A 20,926-nucleotide genomic window follows, 5' to 3' on the forward strand; every position below is an offset into this window, starting at 1 on the left:
ACCTATCTAGGGGGCCGCGCGGCGTTTGTCGAAGTCCGGCACGGTGATCGCCCGACGACCGGCGGGCGAAACCAGCGCCCAGAGCAGCAGCGCCCCGCCCCAGGTCATCACGATCGCGGAGAGGCCGGACTGAAGCAGTGCCCCGCCCTCGGTCGCGGTGCCGAAATTATAGCCCATGTGCCACAAGGCAGCCGCCAGCACGCTTCCCCGTGCAGCCGTGGTCACCTGCGCGAGCACGAAGCCGCCCAGGACCAGCCCCAGTCCGAAGCCGAATATCAGCATGCCCGCGCCCATGCCGCGATAGGTCGCGACGATCCAGAACAGCGGCGCATGCCAGACGATCCAGATCGCCGCCTGCGCCAGCACGCCGCGCACCGGGCCGAACCACGCCTGCAGCCGCGGCAGGAGATAGCCTCGCCAGCCCGCTTCCTCGCCATAGCCGTTCACCAGAAACACGATGGCGACCAGCAGCGGCGGCGAGAGGACGGGCAATCCGCTGAACCGTTCGAGCGACTCGAGGTGCACCGGCCGGCCGATCAGCGCCGCTCCGCCGCAAAAGCCGGCGATGGACAGAAGCGGCATCAGCGCGAGCAGCCAGCCCCACACGCCGCCGGGCAGGCGGATCAGCCGGCGCAACCACTCGGCGCGCGCGGCCCTGCGCGCGGTTGCCAACATGCACACCGCCCCCGCAATCCACGGCCCCAGCAGCCCGGCAAAATGGGTGGGCAGCATGCCCGGCCGCACGATCACGCCGCGCAGGGCCATCGGGAGCCACACGGCCCAGGAAATGCCGAAGGCCACCAACAGGAACAGCCCGATCTCGCCCGCACGCCGCATGCCCGCTCCTTTGCCCTGCATGCACGGCTTTTCGCCCGGGGCACGCACGCGCGCCATCGGGAGCTTCACGGATCCAGCGATGTGGGGTGATGGGTGGGAGCCGGAACGACCCGGGACGAAATCGTTACGGCTGCTTCCTTCCGGACCTGACCGGGTTGGCGACGATCCCGTCCGCCCGACTCCCGCGGCGCATATGGGGGAAGCCGCCGCGGGTGGCAAGGGCCGATTTCAGGGGGTGACGTGCCGCTCAGCCGGTGACCTGGAACAGCTTCCACAGCACGAGCCACAGCATGGCCACCATGGCGATCAGCGCGATCGCGCTTGCCGCTGTGGGCCCGAAGCCCGATTGACGATGACTGGAACGATCGAGACGCATGAAACCTGCCCTCCTGCAAGGAAGGGCAGGTTTTCACGATGTGCTTGCGGCCACGATAGGGAATGTCCACAGGCCCGTGGACGACCGCCTCAGCGTTCGCGGCTGAGATCGTCCACTTCGCCCATGATCGTGTCGAGCGCGGTACGCCCGTCCTCGTTGAGCGCAGTCGAGCGTCGCGACGGCAGCTGCCCTTCGGACATCAGCGCTTCCAGCGCCACGCGGCCGCGGGCGACACGGCTCTTGATGGTGCCCACCGCCACCTGGCAGATTTCGGCCGCTTCCTCATAGGCGAAGCCGCCCGCGCCGACCAGGATCAGCGCCTCGCGCTGCGGCTGCGGCAGATGGAGCAGCGCGCGCTGCATGTCCGCCAGCTCTACGTGGCGATCCTGGCTTGCCGGCGCGGCCAGCAGCCGATCGGCGACGAGATCGTCCCACTCGCCCTTGAAGCGCGCGCGGCGCATCTGGCTGAGATAGAGGTTGCGCAGGATGATGAAGGTCCAGGCACGCATGTTGGTGCCGGCCTGGAAGCGCTTGCGCGCCGCCCATGCCTTAAGCAGCGTTTCCTGCACCAGGTCGTCGGCGAGGTCGCGGCTGCCCGACAGCGAACGACCGAAGGCGCGCAGGTGCGGAATGACCTGGGCCAGCTGCGTCTTGAACTCGGGATCCGACAGCGAAACATGTTCCACCGGGGCCGCAGTCGCGCCCGGCTCGTCGTGATCCGTGTGGGTAGCTTCCGTCATGCAATCCCGTTCGTTAGCGCGCTGGGCGTCGCGGTTCGTTGTCAAGCTGGGGTCGGACGGCTTGATGTCAAGCATCGTGCTGTGAAGCATTTCGCGTCAAACCAACAAGATAACAGCAAAAATCACAATGACCAGCAGGGTGCCGATGATCAGCACATAGCGCGCCACTCCCGGGGTAGTGCCGGCGCGGGCACGATCCGTGGAGAGGGAGGCGGGTTCATCTTGCTCAGCCATGACATGCTAAACACACGAAAACCGTTTAGGGTCCGTACCGGGTGGAACCCGCCTCATTTTCTCGTTCAGGCAGGCACGGTCGCTTCGTCGAAGAACAGCGCCTGGCTGATCGTTGCCTTCACCGTTTCCCGCTGGAACGGCTTGGTGATCAGGAAGGTGGGCTCGGGGCGTTCGCCGGTGAGCAGTCGCTCCGGGAAGGCAGTGATGAAGATCACCGGCACCGCGAATTCGGCGAGGATGTCCTTCACCGCGTCGATGCCCGAGCTGTCGTCGGCCAGCTGGATGTCGGCGAGCACCAGGCCCGGCCGATCCTCCATCGCCAGCGCCACCGCCTCGTCGCGCGTGACGGCGACGCCGGTCACGTCATGACCCAGGTCGCGGACGATCTGCTCGAGGTCCATCGCGATCAGCGGCTCGTCCTCGATGATCATCACGCGGGTGCGGGTCTGGCGCTCGATTTCGGAAACCGCCTCTGCCACGAGCTCGGAAACGCGCGCCGTTTCCTCGCCGATCAGATACGCCGCATCCTCGGGCGGGAAGCCTTCCACCGTCGTCAGCAGCAGCGCCTGGCGCGACAGCGGCGTGAGGCGGGCAAGCCGCTTGCGCGCAATCGACTCGGCGTCGTTGCCCTGCTCGACGGCATCGATGCTGTCATCCCACTGGCTCGACTGCCAGATGACCTGGAAGGTGCGATACAGACCGAGCCGCGCGTCGACATCGCGGGGGAACTGATCCGGGGCCTCCACGATTGCCTCCAGGGCGGCGCGGACATAACGATCGCCTTCGCCCTGGTTGCCGGTGAGCGCACGGGCATAGCGACGCAGGAGCGGAAGGTGCGGCGCGAGTTGCTGACCAAGCGACATGAGCTGTGTATTCTCCATCGAGTGCGGGAGCCTTGTCGCCCCCGGCGGGCCTTATTTCAATTGATTCCGTCACCCGAAGAAGCCCCTCCCCGGATTTCGCATCGATGGTGGAACAATCGAGGCGCTCTTTGGTTTCATCGTCCGGACCGCGTGAATGGCTGCCGCGACGCCGGGTGCTTGCACTCGGCGTCGTTCGCGGTATTCGCGGTAGCGGTCACGTCGTTCATACGTCCGGGTGTCCGGACATTTCCGGACCCTTGAGGGGGAATTGGTGCATTCCGCTAAAGATGATCAGGGCAAGCAGCCGAAGCCGGAGCAGGGAGGCGACAAGAAGCCGCGTCCCAACGCCGACGTGGGGGACGTATTGCGCCGCGCATATGACGAAACGCTGAACGAATCCGTGCCGGATGATCTGCTCGACCTGTTGAAGAAGCTCGATTAAACGAATCCTCGCATGAACGGCCTGGATTCCCCACTCCGCGGCCGAGGTTTCTCGGCGGCGCTCGGGCGGTTGCCCACGGGCGCCAAGGTATTCCTGATTCTGGTCGGCGCGCTGCTGCCGCTGGCACTGATTGCGCTGTTCACGACGCTGCAGACGACGCGCAGCGCCGACGACGAAGCGCGCGAGCGGCTGAGCGTCACTGCGCAGGAGAGCGCAGGCAATCTCGAAAATCTCCTTGCAAATCACGTCGCGCAACTCGGCGAAGCGCTCGCTGCGCTTGAACGCAATCCCGAGGATGCCCCCAGCTGCACGCGCCTCGCCGGCACCTATGCGGCACAGGGACAGGCGCATTTCGTCGTCCGCGACAGCCGCGGGCGCACGCTGTGCGGCCGTCCCTTCGAACAGGCAGGAATGCTCGATGCCCCGCGCGGCGACGTGGCCGCGCGCATCGTCCCCGGTGGCCTCCTTCTGCGGATCAGCGGCGGCAGCGGCGCGAACGCTACTGCCTATTACCCGCGCGACCTGCTCGCCGGGCTCGCGCGCCCCAGCGGGTTCGTGCCAGAATATGGCGCGGCGCTGATCGGCCATGGCGATCGACTGACCCTGCGCGCGCTGAAGGACAATGGTCCACTGGATCGCGGCAAGAGCCTGCGCAGCAACCTGGGCGTCGACGATCTCGCGCTCGAGACGACGATGCCCGGCGCGCCGATCACCTCGCCGCTGGTTATCGCAACGGTGCTGCTGGTGCTGATGTGGATCGCCGCCGCCGCGATCGGCTGGTTCGTTGTCGACATCCTGCTGATCCGCCCGCTCCGGCGGCTGCGGAGCAGCGTGGCCAATTACCAGCCGGGGGACGTGATCGACACGGATCGTCTGGGCCCCATCCCGGCGCAGGAGATCCGCGAGCTGGGCGACACGTTCAGCGAGATCAGCCGCACCGTGCAGGCCCATGAGGCCGATCTTGCCAAGGGGTTGGTGCAGCAGACGCGGCTCACCCGCGAGGTGCATCACCGGGTGAAGAACAACCTGCAGGTCATCTCCAGCCTCATCAACTTCCACGCCCGTGCCGCCAAGGGCGAGGAGGCAGCCAACGCCTATGCCTCGATCCAGCGCCGCGTCGATGCGCTCGCGGTGGTGCATCGCCACCATTATGCCGAGATGGAGGAAAATCGCGGGCTGGAACTGCGCTCGGTGATCGGCGAACTGGCCGCCAATCTGCGCGCCACCGCGCCGGAGCAGGCGCGCGGGCTGGGCATCACGCTGGAAGTCGAATCGCTGCTCGTCACGCAGGACGTGGCAATCGCCGTGGCGTTCCTGCTGACCGAGATGATCGAACTGGCGATCACCTGCAATCCGGCCGCGCAGATCCGAATCTCGATGAAGGCGCCCGAGAACGGCGACCGCGCGGTGGTGCGCGTCTCCTCGCCTGCGCTGGTCGGGGGCCCCACCTTCGAGGGTCTGGTGGAGAAGCGCTATGGCCGGGTGTTGATGGGCCTCGCGCGGCAACTGCGCACCCAGTTGCACCATGACCCGCTTGTCGGCGCCTACGAGACGACGATCGCGATCAACGGCCGCTTCTAAAAATCTGCGGGGATCGCCGGAACCACCCGCCAAGATTGGCGTTCTGAACTTCGGATAGTGACCTTTTGCCCCCCCGCTCTCGCTATCCACGACATGGGCCCGGAAGCGTCTACCCTCCCCCCCCCGGTGGCGCTTCCGGGCCTACTACGTTCCAGCATCTTCGGTATCGAACGTCGCGCCCCGCTTAAGCGATGCGCCGCAGGAACGTTTCCATCTGCGCAGCATTGAACCTCCCGTCCCGTACAACGGGGAATGAAGGAGATGTTCTATGCGTACACTCATCGCCTGCGCCGCGCTTGCCGGCACGCTGCTGATCGCCGCCTGCAACACCGTGGAAGGCGTCGGCAAGGACGTGTCCTCGGCGGGCGACACGGTCGCCAACACGGCCGAAAAATCCAAGTAAGGATTTCAGCGCGCCCCTGCCGCATGCCTGCGGCGGGGGCATCGCTCATTCGGCGGACTGGGTCTCGCCGTCGATATCGGTTGCCGCGCTGCGCTCGCGGCGGCGCCGGGTGAAGTAGATCGCCACCAGCGACAGGAAGTACAGCCCCACCAGCGGCCCGGCCAGCAGCAGCTGCGAGCCCACATCCGGCGGCGTCAACACCGCCGCGATCGCCACGGCGGCCACGATGGCATAGCGCCACGCGCCCTTCAGCTGCTCATAGGTGACGATGCCCGCATGCTCGAGCAGCATCAGCAGCACCGGCAGCAGGAACGACAGCCCGAAGCCGAAGATGAACTGCATGATGAACTTGAGGTAGCTGTTCACGTCCGGCAGCGCTTCCTGGACGACCCCGCCAAGCGGCCCCTGGAAGCCCAGCAGGAATTTCAGCGCGACGGGGATCGCGACGAAATAGGCCATCGCGGCGCCCGCGGTGAACAGCACCGGTGTCGCCAGCAGGAAGGGCAGCAGCGCCTGCTTCTCGCGGCGATACAGTCCAGGGGCGACGAACTGCCACAGCTGGTTGGCAATCACCGGGAAGGCGATCATCAGTCCGGCGAAGAACGCTACCTTCACTTCAACCAGGAAGCCGCCGAAGATCTCGGTGTTGATGATCTTCACCTGCCCGGCAGCCTTCAGCGGCGCCACCAGGAAGCCGAGAATACCGCGCGCGAAATAGAGGCAGCCGCCGAACGCCACGAGCAGCGACACGATCGACCAGATCAGCCGACGGCGCAGCTCGATCAGGTGGTCGAGCAGCGGTGCCTGGGTATCGTCGATCTCGCTCACGGCTGCACCTCGCCTGCGGGCGGCACCGGCCGGGCGTCGGTCGTTGCCGGCTGGGCAGCTGAAACTGTCTCGGGCACGGGATCGGGATGGATGTCGGGCTTCGGCGTCATCACCGGACCCTGGTCGTCCTCCGTCGTGCCATCCTGGGGCAGGTGCTCGATCGCGGCGGGCGTGGCATGCGCGTCGGGCGCAGCCAGCGCATGCGGCGGGTATTGGCGCATGATTCGCTCATTCTCCGCTGCCCACTGCTTCTCCAGCTCGGCCAGTTCGGCCTCGCGCACCATTGAATCGAGTCCCGAGCGGAACTGGCGGGCGACGCCGCGTGCCTTGCCCATCCATTTGCCGACGAAATGCATCGCCCGCGGCAGGTCCTTTGGGCCGATGAATACCAGGGCTACGATGGCCACGAGCAAGAACTCGCTGGGCGCGATATCGAACATTCTTTCGGCGTTTCCACTCGCACGGCATGTGCCGGAACTTCCGGCACACTGCGATCAATCTCCGGGCTGCCGGCCCGTGGCCGGCGCCCGAGGGCGGGCTTAGCGCTGCTCCTCGCGGGCGCGCTCGGCTTCGGGGGTATAGCCGGGCTCAGGCGCGGCCTTTCCTTCGATGCGGGTCGGCGGCGTGACGGTGTCGTCCTCGGCCATGCCCTTCTTGAAGCTCTTGATGCCCTTGGCGACGTCGCCCATCATGTTGGAGAAACGGCCGCCGCCCAGCAGCAGGATGGCGATGATGCCGACGACCAGCCAGTGCATCAGGCTGAAGCTACCCATGAGAATTCTCCTTGATATCCCGACCTATCTAAGGCCCGCGGCTCCCCACGGCAACGGTTGATCACCCCCAGCGGGCAATGGACCGGCCGAATCGGAGAGGATGCGCCTATTCCTCGTCCGTGACAGTTTCGCTTTCAGCCGCCGCCTCCGCGGCATCGAGCTGTTCCAGCGCGAGATCGACCGGGTCCAGCAGGCCCGCCGCCTTGAGGTCTTCGATGCCGGGGAGGTCGCGCCGGCTGGCGAGCCCGAAATGGCTGAGGAAGCCCGGCGTGGTAGCATACATCAGCGGTCGCCCCGGCACTTCGCGGCGGCCGGCGGGGCGCACCCAGCCCGCCTCCATCAGCACGTCGATCGTACCCTTGGAGATCTGCACGCCGCGGATGGCCTCGATCTCGGCGCGTGTCACCGGCTCGTGATAGGCGATGATCGCCAGCGTCTCGATGCCCGCGCGGCTCAGCCTGCGGCTGTCCTCGCGGTCGCGGCGGAGCAGATGGGCGAGGTCAGCGGCGGTCTGGAAATGCCAGCGGTCGCCGCGGCGTACCAGCTCGATACCCCGCCCGGCATAGACGTCGCCAAGCACCGTCAGCGCCGCGCGGACATCCACGTCCGCACCGACATAGGCGCGGATTTCGTCGACGCTGAGCGGGGCCTCCGACGCGAACAGCACCGCCTCCACCGCGCGCACGGGGTCGCCCGCGTCGATCATTGCGGGATTGCCTTGAGGTAGAGCGGCGCGAACGGCGCGTCCTGGCGGATCTCCAGCCGCCCCTGCCGCGCCAGCTCCAGCGCCGCGGCGAAGGAGGAGGCAAGTGCGGACCGGCGATAGAGGTCGCTGGCGCCTTCGGGCAGGAAGCTTTCGATCACCTCCCACTCGATCCGCGTGCCGAGCTGGGTGGAGAGCCGCTCCAGCGCCGCCTCCAGCGTCATCACGTCGCGGTGGGCGACGACGTGCATCACCGGCCGCGTGCGCGCGCTGATCCGGCCATAGGCGGCGATCAGGTCGTAGATCTCCACTTCCCACTTCGCCTGGCGCTGGACGCGGAGCCCTTCGGGCGCGCCGCGCGGGAAGACGTCGCGCCCCATGCGGTCGCGCGCAATGAGCCGCGCCCCCGCCTCGCGCATCGCGCTCAGCCGCTCGAGGCGGAGTTGCAGGCGCAGCGCCAGCTCCTCGGGGCTCGGGCTCTCGGCGGGGTTGCGCGGGAGCAGCAGCGCGGACTTCAGATAGGCGAGCCACGCCGCCATCACGAGATAGTCGGCGGCCAGTTCCAGCCGCAGTTCGCGCGCGGCGTGGACATAGGCGAGATACTGCTCGACCAGCTCGAGGATCGAGATCTGGCGCAAATCCACTTTCTGCGTACGCGCCAGCGCCAGCAACAGGTCGAGCGGGCCTTCCCAGCCCTCGACCTCGATCTTCAGGATATCGTCGCCCCCGTCCACTGGGCTGGTCATAGGAGGGGGGAGCGAGACGGGCAATCGCCGAGCAAACTTAAGCCCCTCCCCTTCAGGGGAGGGGTTGGGGTGGGGCTGTGTCTCACCGAGACCAACAGAAGTTCTGGAATCCCTCCACCCCAACCCCTCCTCCCAGGAGGAGAGGCTTAAGGGAGGTCACACCCCCAGCAGCGCATCCCGCTTCGCCAGCAGCTCGGCAAGCGGCACGTCCTCCGCCTCCCCCACCGAGCCCATCGCCCGCGCCAGTCGCTCAAGGCACGCCGCCGGTGCATCCGGAATGCGCGCAACGATCTCCACCATCTCGCGCATCCGCGCCCAGCAATCGAGCACCACGTCACAGCCCGCCGCCAGCGCCCGCTCGGCCTTTTCGCCTGCAGTGCCGGAGAGCGCCTTCATGTCGATATCGTCGGTGAACAGCAGCCCGTCGAAGCCGATCCTGTCACGGATGATCTCGCGGATCACCGTAGGTGACAGCGTCGCGGGCAGTTCCGCGTCCCAGGCCTCGAACACGATATGCGCGGTCATCCCCATCGGCGCCTGCGCCAGCCGCTGGAACGGCAGCAGGTCCGCCTCCAGTTCCTCGGCGCTCGCTTTCACGCGCGGCAACTCCAGGTGGCTGTCGACCATCGCCCGGCCATGCCCCGGCATATGCTTGACGATACCCACCACACCGCCGCGATGCAGCCCGTCGAGCAGCGCACGGCCCAGTGCCGCCACCCGCATCGGATCGCGCCCGAACGCGCGGTCGCCAATTGCGGCCGTGCCGCCCTCGACGGCCACGTCGAGCAGCGGCGCACAGTCCACGGTAACGCCCGCTTCGCGAAGAATGTGCGCCAGCGCCTGGCCGTTCGCCCGCGCCGCCTCGATCGCGGAGATCGGCGCGCGTTCGTACAGCGCATCGAACGCAGCACCCGCCGGGAAGGTCGGCCAGACCGGCGGCTGCATCCGCGCGACGCGGCCGCCTTCCTGGTCGATCAGGATCGGCAGGTCGGCTCGCCCGCTCAGCGCGCGCAGATCATCGGTGAGCGCCCGCATCTGTTCGGGATCGACGCAGTTGCGCTTGAACAGGATGTAGCCGAGCGGCGCCGCCTCGCGGAAGAAGGCGCGTTCGTCGTCGGTAAGCGTCGGGCCGGACAGGCCGAAGATCACGGGCTTCATGGGGAGCAGGCCTAGCCGATCCGGCTCGCCCCGCAACCCCTGTCAGCTCGCGACGAAGCAGTTCTCGCCGGCGACCTTCAGCTTGCCGCAGATCTCGCGCGCCTGGCCATTGCTGCCGGCATTCACCCGCAGCCGGTAGACGGTCTTGCCTTCGGGCGTGGCGAACGGCACCACCAGCTTGCCCAGCGGGGCGAGATAGGCAAAGCGCTTCGACATCCGCGTCCAGGCGATGTTCGCCGCACCTTCGCTCGGGAAGGCGCCCAGCTGCACCAGCGCGCCAGCGCCCTCACCCGCGCCGCTCGCCGCCGCCACCACCTTGGGGCTCGGTGTCGGCTTGACCAGCGTTGGCGCGGGCAGCGCGATCGTCGCGCTGCTGCTGGCCTTCGGGCCCGCCTGCGCGCTTTTCTGGGGCTTCTGCCCTTCCACCGGCGCCTCGGGGAGCGCGCCGACATTGATGCCCGCCTCGCTCGGCCCGCCCTGGCTGGTGCGGAAGACGATGTCGCCCTCGCCGTCGACGCGCATCCCGCCGGGCTGGTCCGGCCGCACCTTGTAGGGCTCGGCCGGGGCGGCGATCAGCGCGCCATTGCCGTCGCGCGATGCCTGGTGCTTGAGCCAGTAATAGACGCCGCCCGCCGCGCCCAGCACGAGCAGGGCGAGGAAGATCGTGACGAACACGCGGCCCTGCCGCGGCTCCTCATAGGCTTCCTCCACCGTCTCCAGCCAGGGGAGCCGCTCGCTGTCGTCGTACCGGGCGCCCATCCGCATCACATCTCCTCGACCGCCTCCACGCCCATCAGCGCGAGGCCGTTGCGGATCACCTGCTGGATCGAGCGGCCGAGGAACAGCCGCGCGCGGGTCAGCGCCGGCTGCTCGACCATCAGGAAACGCCGATCGGCAGAGTCGTTGCCCAGATTGTAGAGCGCGTGGAACTCTGCCGCCAGATCATAGAGATAGAAGGCAATGCGGTGCGGTTCGCGGGCACTTGCCGCCGCTTCCACCACGCGCGGGAACTGCGCGGCGAGCTTCGCGACGGCCAGCTCGCGCCCGTCGAGCAGCGCCAGGTCCGCCGCCTCGTCCAGGCTGATCCCCGCCTCGGCCGCGCGGCGATGCACCGATGCCACGCGGGCATGGGCATATTGCACGTAGAAGACCGGGTTTTCCTTGGAGGTCTCCAGCACCTTGGCGAAGTCGAAGTCCATCTGGGCGTCGGCCTTGCGGGTGAGCATGGTGAAGCGCACCACGTCCTTGCCCACTTCGCGCACTACGTCCGCCAGCGTGACGAAATTGCCCGCGCGCTTGGACATCTTCACCGGCTCGCCGGCGCGCAGCAGGCGGACCATCTGGACCAGCTTGACGTCGAACCGGGTCTGCCCGCCGGTCAGCGCCTGGACGGCGGCGACAATGCGCTTGACCGTGCCGGCATGATCGGCGCCCCAGATGTCGATCAGCTGGTCGGCCGACTGCGCCTTCTGGAAGTGGTAGGCGAGATCGGCGCCGAAATAGGTCCACTGGCCGTTCGACTTCTTGATCGGGCGATCCTGGTCGTCCCCGAACTGGGTCGAACGGAACAGCGGCAGCTCCACCGGCTCCCAATCCTCGGGCGTCTCGCCCTTGGGGGCCTCCAGCACGCCGTCATAGACGAGCCCGCGCTCGCGCAGCCATGCCTCGGCCTGCTCGGGCTTGCCGGCGGCCTGCAGCTCCGCCTCGGACGAGAACAGGTCGTGCCGGATGCCGAGCAGCGCCAGATCGTCCTTGATCATGACGAGCATCGCCGCGACCGCCGCCTTGCGGAACAGCACCAGCCATTCGCTCTCGGGCGCATCGACATATTTATCGCCGAACTCGGCGGCGAGCTGCTGGCCCACCGGCTTCAGATAGTCGCCCGGATAGAGGCCCTCGGGGATCTCGATCGCAGCACCCAGCGCCTCCCGGTAGCGCAGGTGCGCCGAGCGGGCGAGCACGTCGACCTGGCCGCCCGCGTCGTTGACGTAGTATTCGCGGATCACTTTGTGCCCGACGAACTCGAGCAGCGTCGCCAGCGCATCGCCCACCACCGCGCCGCGGCAATGGCCCATGTGCATCGGACCCGTAGGGTTGGCCGAGACATATTCGACGTTGACCGTCGTCCCCGCGCCCAGCGACGAGCGGCCATAGTCGGCGCCGGCCTGCAGGATCTCGGTGACTTCGCCGCGCCACGTGTCCTCGGTCAGCGTCAGGTTGATGAAGCCCGGGCCGGCGACCGACACGGCCGAAACCTCGTCCAGCTTCTCCAGCTCGGCGACCAGCTTCTCGGCGAGCGCGCGCGGATTGGTGCTGGCGGGCTTGGCGAGCACCATCGCGGCATTGGTGGCGAGATCGCCATGGCTCGGATCGCGCGGCGGCTCGACCGTGACCGCGCGTCGCTCCAGTCCCGCAGGCAGATCGCCGGCGAGGACGAGCGCATCCAGGGCCAGATTCAGATGCGCGGCGAAACGAGCATAAAGCGTCATTGAGCAATCCAATGGGGAATGGGAGCGGCGGCTGTAGCGCAGTGGCGCGGCGCCGTCATCCCTATTGGGACCCCGGATACATTACTGCAAGCGTAGCTCACAGACCAAAAACTGACGGCGGTTAGCGTGGACGGTAGGTTCAACCCCTCCGACGCAACGGCAACGCCATATCCACCGCTCCGCACTCGTGAGCACAGCATCAGCCTGTGCGCGGAGACATACGCTACGGGAGAAGCAATCGGCTTCGGGACTTGAGAGTTTAGGAAAGCCTAAAACGGAACGTCATCATCCAAGTCATCTGGAAATCCACCGAACGAAGGCGGTGGCGCCTGAACCAGCTTGGAGGTGGGCCCTGGGGGCGGGGGCAACATATGAGTGGGTGCACCCAAACGCTCACGCTCTCGTTCCTCGGCGTCTTTGTCCTGACCGATCCATTTCAGAATAGAACCGATTGTCTGATAGGCATTAGGCGCATCTGCCAACGTCGACGTAACACCTTGAACCCCAGCCAGAAAAGCGGTTGCGATAACCGCTATCGCGGCGTAGTTTAGCCGCGTGCGATTAAGTTCGATCGCAAATTCATCTAGCTGAGCGATTAGTTTGGTTCGACGCTTAGCTGGCATGTCGGAGTTCTCGACGAAGCTCCGCAATATGGACAGCTGCCCTTCGATCTTGGCCTTTGTCGACGTGGCAAGTTGCACGGATTGCGGGCCCGCCACCAACTCGCTGTTCAGCATTATCCCTGCGATGACGCCCTGAACTTTGAGTGAAAACGCCTGATACTCCTCCCATTCCCTTTCGAAATGGCCATCAGGATACGTTACACCTGGGATACCAAGCGCACTCGCCATAGCGATAGTCAGCGTCATATACTGCGTACGCAGTTCCTCGGCCAAATTCCCGGACTGCGTGCTGTCCATTATCTCGTTCATGCGGCGCCTCGCCGCTTGCTCCAGCACTGCAAACTTGCGATGCGGCTCGGACGGAGCGCGCTCGTAGTCGTCGAGTTCCAAAAGAGAGTAGCTCATTATCCGACGCTAACATGGTGTCGGCGCATCATTCCATACTTTAAGTAGTGGCTGTTGGCACCTGTCAGCACCGTTTCTCTGAGGCTTCAGCTCCTTCGATCGCTCAAGGCGAACAACTGCCCCCCTATCCCCGCACCAACCCTTCCATCGCCGCCGCCGTGGTCATCGCCGGGAACAGCGCCTTCGCCGTCCGCTCGGGTGCCAGCCCGAAATGCCGCGAGACCGCGCTCGCGATCAGCACGTCGAGCGCGGTGGTGGGCTTCAGGTCCCGTCCCTCGTACAGCGCCGCGTCGCCCAGCCCCGGCCAGTCGGCCTGAACCCGGCCGCCCTGCACCGCGCCGCCGAGCAGCATCGCGACCGAGCCGGTGCCGTGATCGGTGCCGCCGGTGCCGTTGGCTTTCACGGTGCGGCCGAACTCGGTCGCCACCACCACCAGCGTGTTGTCCCAGTGCGGCCCCAGCCCGGCTTTCAGCGCCGCGACCATCGCGTCGAGGCCCTTGAGCTGCCCGCCCAGCCGCCCGCGCTGGCCGGAATGCGTGTCCCAGCCGCCGGTCTCGATCATCGCGATCGGCGCGCCGCCGGGGGCCGAGAGCAGCTTGGCCGCCAGCGTGCCGGTATCCGCCGCCTTCTTCCCCCCGTCACTGCCGAGGTCGCCGGTGAGCATCCGGGTCGCCATCGCCTCCTGCCAGAGCGGGTGGAGTTGGCGGTCGCCTTCGTACATCGCCGTCACCCGCGCGAGCAGGTCGTCCGAGGCCTCGGGCAGCGAGGAGGGCGCGTAGCTCGCCACCTCCACCGGCCCGCGCAGCGCCATCGGCACCGCGGCGGCGAGCGCGATCGCCTTGTCGCCTTCAGGCAGCAGGCGGAGCAGCCGGTTCATCCAGCCGTCCTTGAGCTGATAGGCCGAGACGCCGCCGGTCTCGAGCACGTTCTGCCCGTCGAAATGCGAGCGGTCGCGGTACGGCGAGGCGACGGCATGGACGAACAGCGCCTGCTTCGCCTGGTAGAGCCCGAGCGTGTTCGGCATCGCCGGGTGCAGCGCGAACATGCCGTCGAGCCTGGGCGCGCTCGCGAAATCGGCGGCGAGGTCGCCGCGCGCCCCGGCATAGGCGGGGTCGCCCACCGGGGCGACGATTCCCAGCCCGTCGGCTGCGCCGCGCTGGATGAGGAAGACGAAACGGCGTTCGGTGGGCGCGGCGGCGAAGGCCATGCGCGCGCCCAAGGGAGATACCATCAGCGCGGTGGCGCCGGCGGCGAGCAATTGGCGACGATGGAGCATCATGACGCTATCTCCGCAGGAACTCGGGTGCGACCAGCAAGAGCGCGACCCCCTGGCTGTTGCTTTCCGCCCGCGCGATCGCCTGGGTGGTGGCGGGGCTGAGCGCTTCCGGGAACATCGCCGCGGCGCGGGCGCGCGGGTCGATCTGGTCACGGGTGCGCTGCGCCATCCGCTCGGCGGCCTCGACCCGGCGGAGCACGGCATCTGGCCCGGCCCAGGCGCCGGCGACATCGTCCCATCCCGCCGGCGAGCCCGGCTTCCACACCGGCTGGCCGAGCTGGTTCATCAGCCCCGGCACGGCATTGGGCTGAAGCTGCTGGGTGCCGAGCGCGCGCATCGCCGAGATCGACCATTCCCAGGGCGACTTGAACTTCACCGCCCCCGGCGTCCAGCATTCCGGGGACGCGATCAGCGTGCGATAAAGGCTCGGCAGGTCGCCGCCGGTCCTGCGGAGATTCGCCTCCAGCCGCGCAACCAGCTTCGGCGGCGGATCGTCGCCGGCAAAGTGGCGGGCAAGCTTGGTGGCGATGTGGCGCGCCGTGGCGGGGTGCGTCGCGAGATGGTCGAGCACCGCGGCTGCCTGCGCCTCGCCCGCCTGCGCCCATTGCTTGCCGAGGATGGTGCGCGTGCCGGGCTCGTGCAGCGCATCGGCATAGACGAAGTCACCCTGCCGCCCGGTGCCGCCGACAAATTTCGCCACCGGCCCCCGCCCGAAGCCGGCGATCGTCCAGCCGGTCAGCGCGCGGGCGAACTCGGTCACATCCGCCTGGCTGTAGCCGGCGCGTACCCCCAGCGTGTGCAGCTCGAGGATTTCGCGGGCGAGGTTCTCGTTGAGGCCGAGGCCCCGGCGCGCGGCGGGCCGGGTCGCCGCGCGCATTGCGAGGGCGCTGTTCGGCCCCACCGATACCGCCTGGTCGAGGAACAGCAGCATGGCCGGGTGCCGCTCGACCGCGAACAGCATGTCGCGAAAGCTGCCCATCACATGCGGGCGGATCGCCTCGAACTCGAACGCGCCGGCGAGGTTGGTGACCTCCATCTTGTCGCCCGAGACGGCGAAATGATTGGCCCAGAAATGCACCAGCCGCTCGGCAAAGGGTGCGGGCGACTGGATCGCGGCGAGCGCGCGGGCGGTGACCGCGCCATTATAGAGCTCGCGGCTCGCTTGTCCGAATTGCTTGCGGAAGGCCTCGGTCGGATCGTCCGCCGCCGGCACCACCGGCGGCTGGGGAACCATCGGACCCGTGCCGCTGGCCGGCGCCGCAGGGGTCGCAGGCTTTTTGAGCTGCGCCAGCCGGTCGCGATAATCTACGAAGCGCGCGACGAGCGTGCCGCTGCCCGGCTGGTCCGCCAGCACCGGCGGCACCGCGACGTAGCGGCTGAGCTGCTGATCCAGCCAGGCGCGCGGATCGGCGCCCGTTTCGTCACCCGGGCGCGCACCCAGGCCAAAGCGGTTGTACGCGATACTCTTGTCCGCCATGGGCGAAGCCTCCGCACTGTCGCAGCCTTTCTAACTGCCGAGTGTCGCAGAAGTTTGCCAAGGCAAACGGCTCATCGCATCGCCGCACCGTTCGTCCCGCAACAACACGGTTGCGCCACATGCAACCAAGACCCGCGTGCTTTGCGGTTGCCGAATCTGCTGCACCGCAACATTTTGTCTATCAAGAACATACGAAGGATGCCGATCTGGCTCTTTTGGACCCACGAAGGAGAAAGATCGTGACCCGTTTCACCATCGCGCTCGCAGCTACCCTCTTCGCCGCCGCTCCGGCTTTTGCCGCTGACAACGCTGACACCCGCAGCTTCACCCGTGACGGCGTGACCTATGTCTACACGTCGACCCCGAAGGGTGACGCGCAGATCCTGGAAGGCGTCGCAAAGCCGGGCAACCAGAAGTTCCGCCTCGTCGTCCGCAACGGCTGGGTCGATGGCAACGCCGCCGGCACCCGCGTGTCGTTCCGCGTGCCCAAGGTGACCAAGGTGCAGGTCGCGTCGCGCTAAGCGCCGCCTGCCCGCAACACTTTCGAAAAGCCCCGCGCTCGCCTGGCGACCGCGGGGCCTTTTCGTGTTCGGCGAAGACCGCCGGACCAACCGGCCTCGTCTTGCGCGCATAAAGATTGCCCCACGGTCGCCGGGGCGGCCGTGGGGCTTTCCGTTCTGGGGGGACGGAAACTGAACTTAGTTGGCGGTGCCGATCGCGCTGCTGCCGCTCTCGCGGCGCGCCGTCTCGGCCGTGGCCTTGCGGGGCGGCAGATATTGCTGCTTGCCGGCCTGGTGATGGGCCTGGGTGGCCTCGGCCTTGTGGCCCTTCATCCGCCATGTAACGACATGGCTCTTGCCGGCGGGCATCCACACCCGCTCATGGGTTTCGTGGAGTGACTGCGCAGCCGCGGGAGCCGCGACGACGGTCGCGGAAAGCAGCGCGATGGTGGCAAGCTTCACGGTGCTGGTCCTCATGGTTGGGCATCTCTCCTTACCCCACCGTTTACCCAACCGGCTTTGCCTCTCACTTGCGCAGCTGTAACGAACTGTTGCTTGGCGCTGCTTTCCGAGACAGCAACACTTTCTTACATTTCAGCCATGAATTGGACATGCTGCACCGCAATGATCGGAAGTGGAACGACAGGCTCGTCCTAGAGAACGAGTCGCCGTGCCACGCAGGCTGGAACTTCACTCGCTACCGAGAGGGAATGTTCCATGAAGATTCGTCTTGCCGCCGCAGCCCTGCTCGGCCTGTCCTCACCCGCCTTTGCGCAGGAGAGTGATCCGCCCAAGCCCGTCACCGTCTCCGGCAGCGTTGCGCTGGTTTCCGATTACCGCTTCCGCGGCGTTTCCCAGACGGACAAGCAGATGGCCGTCCAGGGCGGCCTCACCGTCAGCCACGAAAGCGGACTCTACGGGTCGCTCTGGGGCTCCAATCTTTCAGGCTGGGGCACCTTTGGCGGCGCCAACATGGAGCTGGACGTGGTTGGCGGCTACAAGCTGCCGATCGGCAAGGGCGCCGCGCTCGACGTCGGCGTTACCTGGTACATGTATCCGGGCGGCGCGTCGAAGACCGACTTGGCCGAACCCTATGTGAAGCTCAGCGGCAGCATCGGCCCTGTCTCCGCACTCGCCGGCGTCGCCTATGCGCCCGCGCAGCAAGCACTCGGCAATTGGAGCAACACGCCGCAAAGCAGGGCCGGCGACAAGGAGGACAATCTGTACCTTTGGGGCGACATCAGCACCGCCGTGCCCAAGACGCCGATCACGCTCAAGGCGCATCTCGGCTATTCGGACGGCAATCCAGGCTTGGGGCCCAACGGCACCAGCGTCGCGCCAACGGGCAGCTATGCCGACTGGCTGGTCGGCGCGGATCTGGCGCTGGGCAAGGTCGTGCTCGGCGTCGCCTATGTCGACACCAGCATCAGCCGGCGCGACAGCGACTATCTGCAGCCGAACTTCTCGAGCACCAAGGACGGCTCCACCATCGCCGGCAGCCAGGTGGTGTTCTCGGTCAGCGCGGCATTCTGAGCAACGGCGCCCCTCCCGCTCGCGGGAGGGGACGCACGATCAGAATCCCTCGGGGAGGTCGATCGTCCCGCATATCTCGCGATACCGGGCAATGGCGTAGCGGTCGGTCATGCCGGCGATGAAGTCGGCGATGTGGCGGCTGCGCCAGGGCTCTTCCGCCGGCAGCGCCTCGCGCCACTCCGCGGGCATCAGTGCCGGATCGGCGGCATAGGCGGCAAACAGCCCCGACACGACCTGCCGCGCGGAGGCCGCCGCGGCCAGCTGGCTCGGATGATGGTAGAGGTTCGCGTACATGAACCGCTTCAGCCCGCGCTCGGCATCGCGCATCGCGGGCGAGAAGCCGGCCAGGCAGCGGCCTGCCCCGCGCACATCCGCCACCGTCTCCACCCCAAAGTCCGCGATCCGCGCCCGCGTCTCCGCGATGAAGTCGTTGACCATCAGCCCAATCTGCGAGCGGATCAGCTCGCCCGTCAGCCGCTTGGCGCTCACGTGCGGGAAGCGGGCCTGCACGTCGGCCCAGGCTTTTGCGATCATCGGTACGGCCATGATCTGATCGAGCGTCAGCAGCCCGGCGCGCAGGCCGTCGTCGATATCGTGATTGTCATAGGCGATGTCGTCGGCGATCGCCGCCACCTGCGCCTCCAGAGAGGGCCAGCTGTCCAGCTCCAGCGGAAATTCGGCATCGGCGGCGGTCAGCGCCCATTGCGGCTCGTGGATCGGGCCGTTGTGCTTGGCGAGGCCTTCCAGCGTGTCCCAGGTGAGGTTCAGCCCGTTCCACGAGGGATAGGGGCTGTCGAGCAGGGTCAGCGTGCGCAGCGTCTGGCCGTTATGGTCGAACCCGCCCCGCCCGGCGAGCGCCACCTCCAGCGCATCCTCGCCGGCATGGCCGAACGGGGAATGGCCGATGTCGTGGGCGAGGCACAGCGCCTCGGTGAGATCCTCGTTCAAGCCCAGTGCACGCGCAATGGCGCGGCCGATCTGCGCCACTTCCAGGCTGTGCGTCAGGCGCACGCGGAAATGATCGCCGTCCGGCGCCAGAAACACCTGCGTCTTGTGGCGCAGCCGGCGGAAGCTGATCGAATGGATGATCCGGTCGCGGTCGCGCTGGAAGGCGTCGCGCGGGCCGCGGGCGCCGCCACCCGCTTCGGGATGCAGGCGTCCGCGGGACAGGCCGGGCATGCAGGCCCAGGAGGAAAGCTGTTTCACGGCCGCGGCCCTAGCCCAAGCCTTGCCCCATGTCGAAGGGTCAAGGCGCGATCTTGGAGACCTTCTGCCCCGCCTCGCTGGTGACGACGAACGCCGAGACGCCCTCCCCCGCCAGCTTGTTGACGAAGGCCTGCGCCTCCCCGCTGGTCTTGAACGGCCCCGTCACGATGCGGTTTGTCGCCTTGAACGGCATCCACCAGCCGCCGCGCGCCTTCAAAAGCTTGGGCGACTTGGCCGCGACGCTCTTCCAGGCGCGATCCACGGTCGATTCGTTTGCGCCGCTCGCCACCTGCACCCAGACGCGCTCTGGATCGGCCTTCTTCGGATCCGGCTTCTTGGGCTCGGGCTTCTTGCCCTTTGCCGGCTTCGCATCCGCCTCGTCGCCAGGCTTTGCGCCCTTCTTGGCACCGGGCCTGGCCGGCTTGGCATCCGCTTCGTCTTCTACCCTGGCGCCCTTTTTCGGCGTCGGCTTCGCGGGCTTGGCGTCTTCCGCCTCGGTCAACGGCGCACGCTTGGGCTCCGGCTTGGGGCGGACGGTGGCCACCGGCTTCGGCGCAGGCGCGGCGACAATCGGGCGGGAGGCAGGCGCGCGCTCGCTGGCCGGCACGTCGATATTGGCGATGATCGACGCGAGCGGCGAGCTGGCGGGCGCGACATGGCGGACTTCGGGCTGCGGTGCCGGGGTCGGCTGCACGACGGGCCTGGAGACCGGGCTCGGCTGGGGCACCGGCGTCGGTTGCCATGCCGGGCGCGGCGCTGACGTCGGCTGCGCGACGGGCTGCGGCGCGGGTTGGCTTGCTACCGGCCGCGCGACCGGCACGACCTCGGCCCTGGCCACCTGTACCGGCGCAGGCTGCGGAGCAGTCTTGCGGGTGCTCGGTGTCGGTATCACGGCGGAGGGCTGGGTCTGCGCGATCTGGACCGGCGCCGGACCGGCATAGGCCGGCAGCGAAGGCGCCATCCGTGCGTCCGCCAGCCGCGCCGGCGTGGGCGACAGCTCGCCGAAATGCACGGCAAAGGCGCGGTCGGCAGGCCCCAGAGTCGCGATCCGCCGGAAGAAGGGCAGCAGGTTCTTGCCCGCCGCACCCGGCAGCACGGTGCCGGCGATCTTTTCGGCCCCGGCGACGTCGCCGTTCATCGCCAGGATGAAGGCGCGGTCTCGCCACGCGGCACGATCCTGCGCCCGCAGCAGCGCATCGAGCTCGCGTTCGGCCTCGACTCGGTGCCCGCTGATACCCAGCGACAGCGCGTATCGCCGCACCACATCGTCCTCGCGCCTGGTGACAAGGGCGACCTTGTAGTCACGTTGCGCGAGCAAAGGCTGGCCGAGCAGATCATAGGCGAAGCCGCGATCGGCGGCGAACTCGCGTACGTCGACGCCCTGCTGCTCCGCCCGCTGGAACAGCCGCAGCGCCTCGCCCGGCCGCTCCTGCCGCACCAGCACCGCCGCACGGTTGCTGGCGATGCGCGGATTGCTCGGATCGACGCTCTCGGCCCGCTGGAGCAGCGCCAGCGCGCCGGTCAGATCGCCCAGCCTTGTGCTCAGCCGGGCCGCCGCCAGCAGCGCCTCCACGTCACGCGGATTCTCGGCGAGCACGCGCATCTGGGTTGCGAGCGCGTCCGCATCGGGATTGTGCGCCTGGACGATCTCGGCCTGCGCCCATACCGGCGACGCGCCAAGGAGCAGCGCCGACGCGAACGCGCCGATGCCGAGATGTTTCTTGCTGATCATG

The 20,926-nt window shown here is 67.6% G+C and carries 24 protein-coding genes and 1 other RNA gene; 5 read left to right on the forward strand and 20 right to left on the reverse strand.

The window, feature by feature from the left end; genetic code table 11:
• Positions 1–6: 6 nt before the first annotated feature.
• The 6 genes from V7E00_RS10010 to V7E00_RS10035 form a co-directional block, all read right to left on the reverse strand.
• Positions 7–837, reverse strand: coding sequence for a CPBP family intramembrane glutamic endopeptidase (locus V7E00_RS10010; protein WP_333572521.1), 831 nt, complete (start codon positions 835–837; stop codon positions 7–9).
• Between the two features lie 89 nt (positions 838–926).
• Positions 927–1,024: signal recognition particle sRNA small type (gene ffs, locus V7E00_RS10015), an RNA gene on the reverse strand.
• Between the two features lie 60 nt (positions 1,025–1,084).
• Entirely contained in the window at positions 1,085–1,213 is a 129-nt protein-coding gene (locus V7E00_RS10020) for a hypothetical protein (protein WP_333572522.1), read from the reverse strand.
• Between the two features lie 89 nt (positions 1,214–1,302).
• Entirely contained in the window at positions 1,303–1,953 is a 651-nt protein-coding gene (locus V7E00_RS10025) for a sigma-70 family RNA polymerase sigma factor (RefSeq protein WP_333572523.1), read from the reverse strand.
• Positions 1,954–2,049: 96 nt separating this feature from the next.
• On the reverse strand, positions 2,050–2,187 hold the full coding sequence (locus V7E00_RS10030; protein WP_175488055.1) for a hypothetical protein: 138 nt from the start codon (positions 2,185–2,187) through the stop codon (positions 2,050–2,052).
• A 65-nt stretch (positions 2,188–2,252) separates the two neighbouring features.
• A complete protein-coding gene (locus V7E00_RS10035) occupies positions 2,253–3,050 on the reverse strand; it encodes a response regulator (protein WP_333572524.1) in 798 nt (265 codons plus the stop codon).
• A gap of 235 nt (positions 3,051–3,285) precedes the next feature.
• On the opposite strand from V7E00_RS10035, the gene V7E00_RS10040 reads away from it, so the two are divergent.
• The 3 genes from V7E00_RS10040 to V7E00_RS10050 all read left to right on the forward strand — a co-directional run bounded on the left by V7E00_RS10040 (position 3,286) and on the right by V7E00_RS10050 (position 5,476).
• Entirely contained in the window at positions 3,286–3,492 is a 207-nt protein-coding gene (locus V7E00_RS10040; RefSeq protein WP_333572525.1) for a NepR family anti-sigma factor, read from the forward strand.
• Between the two features lie 12 nt (positions 3,493–3,504).
• The gene (locus V7E00_RS10045; protein ID WP_333572526.1) at positions 3,505–5,073 is read left to right on the forward strand and encodes a sensor histidine kinase; all 1,569 of its coding nucleotides are present in this window, start codon (positions 3,505–3,507) and stop codon (positions 5,071–5,073) included.
• A 268-nt stretch (positions 5,074–5,341) separates the two neighbouring features.
• On the forward strand, positions 5,342–5,476 hold the full coding sequence (locus V7E00_RS10050; protein ID WP_066720432.1) for an entericidin A/B family lipoprotein: 135 nt from the start codon (positions 5,342–5,344) through the stop codon (positions 5,474–5,476).
• Positions 5,477–5,521: 45 nt separating this feature from the next.
• Here V7E00_RS10050 and tatC read toward each other — a convergent pair whose 3' ends face one another.
• The 11 genes from tatC to V7E00_RS10105 form a co-directional block, all read right to left on the reverse strand.
• Positions 5,522–6,304 (reverse strand): twin-arginine translocase subunit TatC, encoded by a 783-nt coding sequence (tatC, locus tag V7E00_RS10055; protein WP_333572527.1) that lies wholly within the window; start codon positions 6,302–6,304, stop codon positions 5,522–5,524.
• Positions 6,301–6,744 (reverse strand): Sec-independent protein translocase protein TatB, encoded by a 444-nt coding sequence (gene tatB / locus V7E00_RS10060; RefSeq protein WP_333572528.1) that lies wholly within the window; start codon positions 6,742–6,744, stop codon positions 6,301–6,303. Before tatB ends, tatC begins: the two co-directional genes overlap by 4 nt.
• Positions 6,745–6,843: 99 nt before the next feature.
• Complete coding sequence (locus V7E00_RS10065; protein WP_333572529.1) at positions 6,844–7,077, reverse strand: twin-arginine translocase TatA/TatE family subunit; 234 nt, start codon at positions 7,075–7,077, stop codon at positions 6,844–6,846.
• Positions 7,078–7,183: 106 nt separating this feature from the next.
• On the reverse strand, positions 7,184–7,783 hold the full coding sequence (scpB, locus tag V7E00_RS10070; RefSeq protein ID WP_333572530.1) for an SMC-Scp complex subunit ScpB: 600 nt from the start codon (positions 7,781–7,783) through the stop codon (positions 7,184–7,186).
• Positions 7,780–8,526, reverse strand: a complete 747-nt coding sequence (locus V7E00_RS10075) for a segregation and condensation protein A (RefSeq protein ID WP_333572531.1) — start codon at positions 8,524–8,526, stop codon at positions 7,780–7,782. The genes scpB and V7E00_RS10075 overlap by 4 nt, the downstream gene beginning before the upstream one ends.
• Positions 8,527–8,682: 156 nt before the next feature.
• Positions 8,683–9,684: a beta-N-acetylhexosaminidase gene (gene nagZ, locus V7E00_RS10080; protein WP_333572532.1), complete on the reverse strand. Its 1,002-nt coding sequence runs from the start codon at positions 9,682–9,684 to the stop codon at positions 8,683–8,685.
• Positions 9,685–9,726: 42 nt separating this feature from the next.
• Positions 9,727–10,449 (reverse strand): SPOR domain-containing protein, encoded by a 723-nt coding sequence (locus V7E00_RS10085; RefSeq protein ID WP_333572533.1) that lies wholly within the window; start codon positions 10,447–10,449, stop codon positions 9,727–9,729.
• Positions 10,449–12,173 carry an arginine--tRNA ligase gene (gene argS, locus V7E00_RS10090; RefSeq protein WP_333572534.1) on the reverse strand — a complete coding sequence of 575 codons (1,725 nt, stop codon included), beginning with the start codon at positions 12,171–12,173 and terminating at the stop codon, positions 10,449–10,451. Before argS ends, V7E00_RS10085 begins: the two co-directional genes overlap by 1 nt.
• A 269-nt stretch (positions 12,174–12,442) precedes the next feature.
• A complete protein-coding gene (locus tag V7E00_RS10095; RefSeq protein WP_333572535.1) occupies positions 12,443–13,201 on the reverse strand; it encodes a hypothetical protein in 759 nt (252 codons plus the stop codon).
• A 124-nt stretch (positions 13,202–13,325) separates the two neighbouring features.
• Positions 13,326–14,480: a DUF1501 domain-containing protein gene (locus V7E00_RS10100; protein ID WP_333572536.1), complete on the reverse strand. Its 1,155-nt coding sequence runs from the start codon at positions 14,478–14,480 to the stop codon at positions 13,326–13,328.
• 4 nt (positions 14,481–14,484) lie between these two features.
• Complete coding sequence (locus tag V7E00_RS10105; RefSeq protein WP_333572537.1) at positions 14,485–15,954, reverse strand: DUF1800 domain-containing protein; 1,470 nt, start codon at positions 15,952–15,954, stop codon at positions 14,485–14,487.
• A 239-nt stretch (positions 15,955–16,193) separates the two neighbouring features.
• Between V7E00_RS10105 and V7E00_RS10110 the strand changes: the two genes are divergently transcribed.
• Positions 16,194–16,475 (forward strand): hypothetical protein, encoded by a 282-nt coding sequence (locus V7E00_RS10110; protein ID WP_333572538.1) that lies wholly within the window; start codon positions 16,194–16,196, stop codon positions 16,473–16,475.
• A 177-nt stretch (positions 16,476–16,652) separates the two neighbouring features.
• On the opposite strand, the gene V7E00_RS10115 is transcribed toward V7E00_RS10110, so the two are convergent.
• Positions 16,653–16,931 (reverse strand): hypothetical protein, encoded by a 279-nt coding sequence (locus V7E00_RS10115; RefSeq protein WP_333572539.1) that lies wholly within the window; start codon positions 16,929–16,931, stop codon positions 16,653–16,655.
• 240 nt (positions 16,932–17,171) lie between these two features.
• Between V7E00_RS10115 and V7E00_RS10120 the strand changes: the two genes are divergently transcribed.
• Positions 17,172–17,987, forward strand: coding sequence for a TorF family putative porin (locus V7E00_RS10120; protein ID WP_333572540.1), 816 nt, complete (start codon positions 17,172–17,174; stop codon positions 17,985–17,987).
• Positions 17,988–18,026: 39 nt separating this feature from the next.
• On the opposite strand, the gene V7E00_RS10125 is transcribed toward V7E00_RS10120, so the two are convergent.
• Positions 18,027–19,166 (reverse strand): deoxyguanosinetriphosphate triphosphohydrolase, encoded by a 1,140-nt coding sequence (locus V7E00_RS10125; protein ID WP_443019207.1) that lies wholly within the window; start codon positions 19,164–19,166, stop codon positions 18,027–18,029.
• Positions 19,167–19,233: 67 nt separating this feature from the next.
• Positions 19,234–20,925, reverse strand: coding sequence for an SPOR domain-containing protein (locus V7E00_RS10130; protein WP_333572542.1), 1,692 nt, complete (start codon positions 20,923–20,925; stop codon positions 19,234–19,236).
• Position 20,926 lies beyond the last annotated feature (1 nt).

It is taken from the genome of Sphingomonas sp. (assembly GCF_036731925.1).
In the GTDB taxonomy this organism is placed as follows: Bacteria; Pseudomonadota; Alphaproteobacteria; order Sphingomonadales; family Sphingomonadaceae; genus Sphingomonas.

Excerpts from the sequence above, each read along its gene's own strand:
- V7E00_RS10010 (WP_333572521.1), bottom strand. The coding sequence starts at position 837 with ATGCGGCGTGCGGGCGAGATCGGGCTGTTCCTGTTGGTGGCCTTCGGC.
- V7E00_RS10020 (WP_333572522.1), bottom strand. The coding sequence starts at position 1,213 with ATGCGTCTCGATCGTTCCAGTCATCGTCAATCGGGCTTCGGGCCCACA.
- V7E00_RS10025 (WP_333572523.1), bottom strand. The coding sequence starts at position 1,953 with ATGACGGAAGCTACCCACACGGATCACGACGAGCCGGGCGCGACTGCG.
- V7E00_RS10030 (WP_175488055.1), bottom strand. The coding sequence starts at position 2,187 with ATGGCTGAGCAAGATGAACCCGCCTCCCTCTCCACGGATCGTGCCCGC.
- V7E00_RS10035 (WP_333572524.1), bottom strand. The coding sequence starts at position 3,050 with ATGTCGCTTGGTCAGCAACTCGCGCCGCACCTTCCGCTCCTGCGTCGC.
- V7E00_RS10045 (WP_333572526.1), top strand. The coding sequence starts at position 3,505 with ATGAACGGCCTGGATTCCCCACTCCGCGGCCGAGGTTTCTCGGCGGCG.
- V7E00_RS10050 (WP_066720432.1), top strand. The coding sequence starts at position 5,342 with ATGCGTACACTCATCGCCTGCGCCGCGCTTGCCGGCACGCTGCTGATC.
- tatB (WP_333572528.1), bottom strand. The coding sequence starts at position 6,744 with ATGTTCGATATCGCGCCCAGCGAGTTCTTGCTCGTGGCCATCGTAGCC.
- V7E00_RS10065 (WP_333572529.1), bottom strand. The coding sequence starts at position 7,077 with ATGGGTAGCTTCAGCCTGATGCACTGGCTGGTCGTCGGCATCATCGCC.
- scpB (WP_333572530.1), bottom strand. The coding sequence starts at position 7,783 with ATGATCGACGCGGGCGACCCCGTGCGCGCGGTGGAGGCGGTGCTGTTC.
- V7E00_RS10075 (WP_333572531.1), bottom strand. The coding sequence starts at position 8,526 with ATGACCAGCCCAGTGGACGGGGGCGACGATATCCTGAAGATCGAGGTC.
- nagZ (WP_333572532.1), bottom strand. The coding sequence starts at position 9,684 with ATGAAGCCCGTGATCTTCGGCCTGTCCGGCCCGACGCTTACCGACGAC.
- V7E00_RS10085 (WP_333572533.1), bottom strand. The coding sequence starts at position 10,449 with ATGCGGATGGGCGCCCGGTACGACGACAGCGAGCGGCTCCCCTGGCTG.
- argS (WP_333572534.1), bottom strand. The coding sequence starts at position 12,173 with ATGACGCTTTATGCTCGTTTCGCCGCGCATCTGAATCTGGCCCTGGAT.
- V7E00_RS10095 (WP_333572535.1), bottom strand. The coding sequence starts at position 13,201 with ATGAGCTACTCTCTTTTGGAACTCGACGACTACGAGCGCGCTCCGTCC.
- V7E00_RS10100 (WP_333572536.1), bottom strand. The coding sequence starts at position 14,480 with ATGATGCTCCATCGTCGCCAATTGCTCGCCGCCGGCGCCACCGCGCTG.
- V7E00_RS10105 (WP_333572537.1), bottom strand. The coding sequence starts at position 15,954 with ATGGCGGACAAGAGTATCGCGTACAACCGCTTTGGCCTGGGTGCGCGC.
- V7E00_RS10115 (WP_333572539.1), bottom strand. The coding sequence starts at position 16,931 with ATGAGGACCAGCACCGTGAAGCTTGCCACCATCGCGCTGCTTTCCGCG.
- V7E00_RS10120 (WP_333572540.1), top strand. The coding sequence starts at position 17,172 with ATGAAGATTCGTCTTGCCGCCGCAGCCCTGCTCGGCCTGTCCTCACCC.
- V7E00_RS10125 (WP_443019207.1), bottom strand. The coding sequence starts at position 19,166 with ATGCCCGGCCTGTCCCGCGGACGCCTGCATCCCGAAGCGGGTGGCGGC.
- V7E00_RS10130 (WP_333572542.1), bottom strand. The coding sequence starts at position 20,925 with ATGATCAGCAAGAAACATCTCGGCATCGGCGCGTTCGCGTCGGCGCTG.